This is a genomic window from Anaerofustis stercorihominis, assembly GCF_005844425.1.
Taxonomy (GTDB): Bacteria; Bacillota; Clostridia; order Eubacteriales; family Anaerofustaceae; genus Anaerofustis; species Anaerofustis butyriciformans.
Genome location: NZ_SPHL01000027.1, coordinates 21,463 through 28,534, shown reverse-complemented (window position 1 = coordinate 28,534; position 7,072 = coordinate 21,463). Strand labels below are relative to the sequence as shown.

At 29.7% G+C, this 7,072-nt stretch carries 5 protein-coding genes; all 5 read left to right on the top strand.

All coding sequences use genetic code 11. The features are described from left to right. Positions 1-522 precede the first annotated feature (522 nt). The 5 genes from plsX to ftsY all read left to right on the top strand — a co-directional run bounded on the left by plsX (position 523) and on the right by ftsY (position 7,046). Positions 523-1,509 carry a phosphate acyltransferase PlsX gene (plsX, locus tag FGQ49_RS07545; protein WP_138269262.1) on the top strand — a complete coding sequence of 329 codons (987 nt, stop codon included), beginning with the start codon at positions 523-525 and terminating at the stop codon, positions 1,507-1,509. A gap of 59 nt (positions 1,510-1,568) precedes the next feature. After that, positions 1,569-1,793 carry an acyl carrier protein gene (gene acpP, locus FGQ49_RS07540; RefSeq protein WP_138269261.1) on the top strand — a complete coding sequence of 75 codons (225 nt, stop codon included), beginning with the start codon at positions 1,569-1,571 and terminating at the stop codon, positions 1,791-1,793. 91 nt (positions 1,794-1,884) lie between these two features. Beyond that, the gene (gene rnc / locus FGQ49_RS07535) at positions 1,885-2,574 is read left to right on the top strand and encodes a ribonuclease III (protein WP_138269260.1); all 690 of its coding nucleotides are present in this window, start codon (positions 1,885-1,887) and stop codon (positions 2,572-2,574) included. 10 nt (positions 2,575-2,584) lie between these two features. Further along, complete coding sequence (gene smc, locus FGQ49_RS07530) at positions 2,585-6,163, top strand: chromosome segregation protein SMC (protein WP_138269259.1); 3,579 nt, start codon at positions 2,585-2,587, stop codon at positions 6,161-6,163. Next, positions 6,150-7,046, top strand: coding sequence for a signal recognition particle-docking protein FtsY (gene ftsY / locus FGQ49_RS07525; RefSeq protein WP_138269258.1), 897 nt, complete (start codon positions 6,150-6,152; stop codon positions 7,044-7,046). The genes smc and ftsY overlap by 14 nt, the downstream gene beginning before the upstream one ends. Positions 7,047-7,072: the final 26 nt, after the last annotated feature.

The window sequence follows — 7,072 nt, the reverse complement described above, 5'->3', positions numbered from 1 at the left end:
ATATTTCTATGTTTTTCAACTTAAAATAGCTTTTTTAAGGGCTTTTTTACGAAAAATGCCTACTTACTTTTTGTATTTAAAAGCCTTACTTTTTGTATCTTTATAGCTTACTTAAAGATTTTTTAAAAAGAATATTTTTATAATAAAAACTTACTTTTTGTAGTTATATAACTGATTTTTTGTAGTCCGATAGCTTACTTTTTGTATTCATTAAATTGTCGAAATACCTATTATAAAAGGATTTTTTGTTCCTTTAAATAATAAATACAGAGGAAGAATATAAATAACTAAGAAGATATTTAATATACCTCATATATATAAAAACCGGTGGTTATATGCTACTTTTTTACAATCTGTTGATAAGTTGTGGAAAACTTGATAACCTTAATAACACCTATAAAACACACCTTATTTCCATCATGCATAAATATACATTATTAATGCATACTCACAATATAGAAAAGAAAAAAAATTTATGATATAATTTATAGAATATAATTATAAAAAAAGAGGTATAAAAATATGATATACGTAGATGCTTTTGGCGGAGATTATGCACCTGATGCAATGGTAAAAGGTGCCGTACTTGCCGTAAAAGAATTTGATAGAGAAATAACTTTGGTAGGACACGAAGAAAAAATAAAAAAAGTATTTGAAGACAACAACTTAAGTATGGATAAAATAAGTATTATCCATGCTCCTGAAGAAATTACATGTCATGATGAAAGCGCACTTGCCATAAGAAGAAAGAAACAATCTTCACTTGTTGTTGCAGCAAACAAGATCAAAGAAGACCGTAACAGTGTCTTAGTTACAGCAGGAAGCACAGGTGCTGTTTTATCTGCGGGAGTTTTAGTAACAGGAAGAATAAAAGGAATAAAAAGACCTGCCCTTGGTGCAGTGTTACCTGCAAGAAAGAAACCTGTACTTTTAATGGACTGCGGTGCAAATGCAGATTGTAACAGCGACTATATAGAACAATTCGCAACAATGTCAAGCATTTATATGGAAAACGTAATGGGAGTTAAAAACCCTAAAGTTGCTCTTGCAAACATAGGCTCAGAAGAAGAAAAAGGCGATAAACTATATAAGGAAATACATCAAATATTAAAAAACAACAAAGAAATTAATTTTGTAGGTAACGTTGAAGGAACTGAAATAATGAATAGCGATAACGACGTTATAGTATGTGATGGTTTTACGGGAAATATTATATTAAAAACAATTGAAGGTATGGGAAATTTAATGAAGGACATACTAAAAGATGTATTTTTAACAAATACAAAAACAAAAATAAGTTATGTTCTTGCAAAAAGCGTTTTAAACGAAGAATTAAGCGGTCTTTCATCTAAAAAATACGGCGGTGCTCCCCTTCTTGGAGTGAACGGAGGAATAATAAAAGCTCATGGAAACTCAGATGAAATAGCTTTTAAAAACGCAATTAAACAAGCCATAAAATTTGAAGAAAACGAAGTTTTAGAAAAAATAAAAAATATCTATGCTAAATAGAAAATATATGATATAAGTATATATATAATATTAAGTAAATGTATGGAGGTTTATTGTAAATGATTTTTGAAAAAGTCAGAGACATTATTGTAAAGCAGTTAGAAGTAAGTGAAGAAGCCGTTACAATGGATACTTCTTTTACTGATGATTTGGACGTTGACTCTTTAACATTGATCGAATTAATAGCTGACTTCGAGGATGAATTCGGTATCGAAATAGAAGAAGATAAACTTGAAGATATGAAAACAGTTAAAGATGTTGTTGATTATTTAGAATCACTATAAAAATAAAAAAGGGCTCCGTAAAGGAGCCTTAAACTATTTAAAAAATTAAAGGAAACTTCTGTAATTTTTTACATGGTTTACGAGGGAGAAAATGGAAAATAAAATTTATAAATTGGAACAAAAACTTGGTTATACTTTTAACAATAAAGATTTAATTAAAGTTGCTCTTACACATTCATCAAAAAGCAATGAAAACAAAAATCTCGAAAACAACGAACGACTTGAGTTTTTGGGAGACGCTGTGCTTGATTTATGCGTGGGAGCATATCTTTATAATACACTAAAAAAAGATAAAGAAGGCGTTCTTACAAAACTTAGAGCATTAATCGTATGTGCGGATTCTTTATATATTGCAAGCGAAAAACTAGACCTTGGAGAATTTATTCTTCTTGGAAAAGGAGAAATGATAAGCGGAGGCAAATATAAGAAAAACATCATTGCAGACTGCTTTGAAGCGGTGCTTGGAGCAATATATTTAGACAGCGACTACGAAACAGTAAGCAAAATTGCTCTTAACCTTCTTTCTGACATAACAAAAAAGGCAATTGACGGAAAACTTACTTATGATTATAAAACCTTGCTTCAAGAATATATTCACTCAAAAAACATAAAAGACTTTTCTTATGAATTAGTTCAAATAAAAGGTCCGGAACACGATCAAGTGTTTACTTCAAAAGTTGTAATAAACAACAAGGACATGGGTGAAGGGGACGGAAAAAACAAAAAAGAAAGCGAACAACACGCTGCTTTTGCTACACTAAAAAAATTAAAATTAATTTAGGCGGTAACAAATGTATTTAAAAAAAGTTGAAATATACGGCTTTAAATCCTTTGGACAGAAAGTCGAGATTTTATTTGATAATCCCGTAACGGGAATAGTAGGTCCAAACGGAAGCGGAAAAAGCAATATTGTAGATGCAATAAGATGGGTTTTAGGGGAGCAAAGAGTTAAATCCCTAAGAGGAGGAAAGATGGAAGATGTCATCTTTTCCGGAACTGAAGAAAAAAGAGCTCTTGGTTACGCTTTTGTAAGCATAACAATAGACAACTCTTCGGGGATTTTACCAAGTGAATACAGCGAAGTAAATGTATCAAGAAGACTTTATCGTTCGGGAGAAAGTGAGTATTACATAAATAAAAACTCCGTAAGACTTAAAGACATTCAAGAACTTTTCATGGATACGGGTCTATCTAGAGAAGGATACTCAATAATTTCTCAAGGTAAAATAGAAAGCATTGTAAACAACTCTGCGGTAGAAAGAAAATTAATGATTGAAGAAGCCGTAGGGATAGTTAAATATAAAAGCAGAAAAAACGAAGCAATTAAAAAGCTTGATAAAACACAAAATAATCTATACAGAATTTTAGACATAATTTCAGAACTTGAAAAAAGAATTCCTACTTTAAAAAGAAATTCCAAAAAGGCAAGAGAATATATAAAATTAAGCGATGAACTTAAGGGAATAGAGCTTAATTTATTCGTTCATAAAGCAGATAAATACAAAGAAGAACTTTCAAAAATAGAAGAAGACGAAAAAATAATGAGAGATACTTTAACAAAACAAGAAGAGAGTATCTCTGTTTTGGATGAAAAATACTCTAAATTAAAACTTGAAGTAAATTCTTTTGATGAAGAAATAAACAACGCAAATAAAGAAATACACGACTTCATTTCAAATTACGAAAATTCTAAAGTTGAAGTTGAAGTAAACAAAAATAAAATATTAACTCACACAGAAAATATAAAATCCTTAAAAGACGGAATATTAAAACTAGAAGAAGAAAAAGAACAAGCAGTCTTATCTTTAAATGAAAATAAGGAAAATAAAGAAAAACAAGAAGAATTATTTACAAAATTACAAGAAGAATTTTCTAAGTTAAAACAAGAAGTCGAAAGATTAAAAGGACTTTCAGACGAAACAGAAAGTGCAATTGAAAAAGAAAACATAAATCTTAAGACAAAAGAAAGATTACTAAAAGATAAAGAAAGCCTTCTTGCAGACAGCTTTAACAGAATCGAAAACAATAAATTCATCATTACAAAACTTGAAGAAGAAAACAAAGAATTACAAATTGAAATAGAAGAACTTGAAAAACAGGACTTTACTTCAAATAACCTTAAAAACGAAGAAAAACTTGAAAAACTCGACGATGAAAACAATAAGCTTTTAGAAGAAAGATATTTAATAGAAGAAGCGAAAGCTGATTATAAAGAAAATCTTCTTGAAAAATACAACAAAGTAAAACTTCTAAAAGGACAAAGAGACATTTTAACGGGATATGAAGAAAACAAGGAAGGTTATAAATTCGCAATCAAAAAACTTTTTGAATTTGCAAAAAGCACAAGCCTTTCTGACGAAGTGTACGGCACTTTAGGGGATCTTATTTCCGTACCCGATAAATATATGGATGCAATACAAAAATCCCTTACATCTACCGTTGAACACGTTGTAGTTAAAGATGAAAGCACAGCTGCAAGAGCAATTAAAGCTTTAAAAGAAAACAAGTGGGGAAGAATAACATTCCTACCTCATAACATAATAAAACCAAGAGAAATATATAACTTAAACTCTGTAATAACAAATGCAAAAGGATTTGAGGGTGTTGCAAGCGATATTGTAAAATATGATAAGAAGTTTGAAAATATCGTTAAAAATGCTCTTGGCACACTTCTTATATTTGATAATCTAAAAAATGCAAATGACTTTGCAAAAAAAAGCGCACATAAATATAAAATAGCAACTCTTGACGGAGAAGTTTTATTCCCGGGAGGAGCTTTGGTAGGTGGACAAAATAAAAACAATGATCGTTCACTTTTATCAAGAAAAAACGAAATTGAAAAACTAAACAAACAAATAAAAGAAGCGGTAAAAGATTATAACGAATACTTAAAACAAAGCGGTTCTTTTGATATTAAACTTAAAGAAAAAGACGAACAGTTAAAGTTAAAAGCTGATGAAATAAACGAACTTACTCTTATTATTAGCAAGGAAGAAGACAAGAACAGAGAAGCTGAAGAAAATCTTGAAAAGAAAATAAAAACATTTGAAGAAAACAAGAAAAGAATAGAAAACTTAAAGACTTCAGATGAAAAAATCCTTCTTATGAACGAACAATCAAAAGAAGAAATTGAGCAATTAAATAAAGAAATTGAAGAAAAGAAAGATGAAATATCAAAGATAGGTCTTGGTTTATATAAAGATAAATATCTTGATATGGCAACAAAACTAAATAAAGAAGAAATTAATCTTTATAAACAAGAAGAAAAATTAAATAGAATAAATACAGCTATTTTTGAGCTTAACAAAAACATTCAAAATATTGAACTTAACACATCAGAAAGTTTAAAAGAAATTGAAGAAAACGAAGAAAATATTTCTTTATTAAACGAAGAAATAAATAAGGCTAAAGAGCTTGATAAAGATTATGATGAACTAAAGAAAAACTTAGACGACAAATATGCTTCTTTAATAGAAAAGAAAAAACAATCAAATGAAGAGTTTGAAGAAGTTAACCACAACTTAAAAAATCTTCAAGAAGAAAGATATCGTTTAAGCGAGCAAATACAAAAGCTTGAAAATAAAAAAGACAAAACAAATCTTGAAATGGATTATCTTCAAAAAGGAATAATAGAAGATTATAACCTGACATACGCACAAGCACTCGAATATAAAAAGCCTATTGAAAATATGCTTGAAACTGAAACAACAGTAAAAGACTTAAAAGCAAGCATAAAAAAACTGGGAAACATCAATGTTGAATCCATAGAAGAATATAAAGAAGTAAAAGAAAGATTTGAATTTTTAAGTGAACAAAAAGATGACCTTGAAGATTCAAAAGGAGAACTTCTACACATAATAAAAGATATGAACTCTAAAATCGAAGAAAGATTTTTAAGAGAATTTAACAACATAAACAAAGAGTTTGAAGAAGTATTCAAGCAGTTATTCAACGGAGGAAACGCTAAACTTATTTTAACAAATCCCGATGATATAATGGAAAGCGGAATAGATATTGTCGCTTCTCCTCCAAAAACAAAACTTAAAAATATTTCTTCTCTATCCGGAGGAGAAAAATCCATGACTGCAATAGCTTTAATATTTGCAATACTTAAATTAAAACCTGCACCATTCTGTGTTCTTGACGAAATCGACGCAGCGCTTGATGATGCAAATGTTGCAAGATTCTGCAAATATTTAAAATCAATAATTAAAGACAACCAATTTATTGTTGTAACTCACAGAAAAATAACCATGAGCATAGCCGACGTACTTTACGGAGCAACCATGGGAAGTGAAGGAATAACAAAAATCGTAAGCGTAAAATTAAAAGATATACATGAAGGCGGTGAAATAAATGTCAAAAGATAAATATAATAAAGGACTTGATAAAACAAAAAAAAGTTTACTATCAAAGTTAAAAGATGTATTTTCATCAAACAAAATAGATGATGATTTATATGAAGAGTTAATTGAAGTACTTATTTTAAGCGATATTCCTTTCAATGTAAGCGAAGAAATAATCGAAAACGTAAAGGAAAATGCCACTAAAAAAGATGTAAAAGACATAAACAAACTACATGATTTAATTAAAGAAGAAATTAAAAACAGACTAAAATTAAATCTTTGGGATAAAGAAATTAAAAAACCCGCTTTAATACTTTTCATTGGAGTAAACGGTGCGGGAAAAACAACAACAATAGCAAAACTTGCAAATAAATTCTTAAAAGAGGATAAAAAAGTAATTTTAGCGGCAGCAGATACTTTCAGAGCAGCAGCAAGCGAACAGCTTGCAACTTGGGCAGAAAGACTAAACGTTCCAATCGTAAAAAGTAAACAAGGGCAAGATCCGGCAAGTGTAATTTATGACTGCCTTGATTCTGCAAAAGCAAAAAATATGGATATAATTCTTGCAGACAGCGCAGGAAGACTTCAAAACAAAAAGAATTTAATGGATGAACTTAACAAAATTTACAGAGTCTGCGATAAATTCAAAGGCGATTATAATTTATATACAGTTCTTGTTTTAGATGCGGGAGCAGGACAAAACAGTGTAATTCAAGCACAAAGCTTTAATGAAAGTGCCAAGGTTGATGGTATAATAATGACAAAACTTGACGGAAGCGCAAAAGGCGGGGTAATAGTTTCATTAGCCGGAGAAGATAAACCGCCTATGTGGTATGTGGGTCTTGGAGAAGGACTTGAAGATTTAGAAGAATTTGATGTTGATGATTTTGTAGATGCAATAATATAAAATAAAAACTCTGCTAAATGCAGAGT

What these genes read in the sequence shown, in the direction of transcription:
- ftsY (WP_138269258.1), top strand. Translation starts at nt 6,150, where the DNA reads ATGTCAAAAGATAAATATAATAAAGGACTTGATAAAACAAAAAAAAGT.
- rnc (WP_138269260.1), top strand. Translation starts at nt 1,885, where the DNA reads ATGGAAAATAAAATTTATAAATTGGAACAAAAACTTGGTTATACTTTT.
- plsX (WP_138269262.1), top strand. Translation starts at nt 523, where the DNA reads ATGATATACGTAGATGCTTTTGGCGGAGATTATGCACCTGATGCAATG.
- acpP (WP_138269261.1), top strand. Translation starts at nt 1,569, where the DNA reads ATGATTTTTGAAAAAGTCAGAGACATTATTGTAAAGCAGTTAGAAGTA.
- smc (WP_138269259.1), top strand. Translation starts at nt 2,585, where the DNA reads ATGTATTTAAAAAAAGTTGAAATATACGGCTTTAAATCCTTTGGACAG.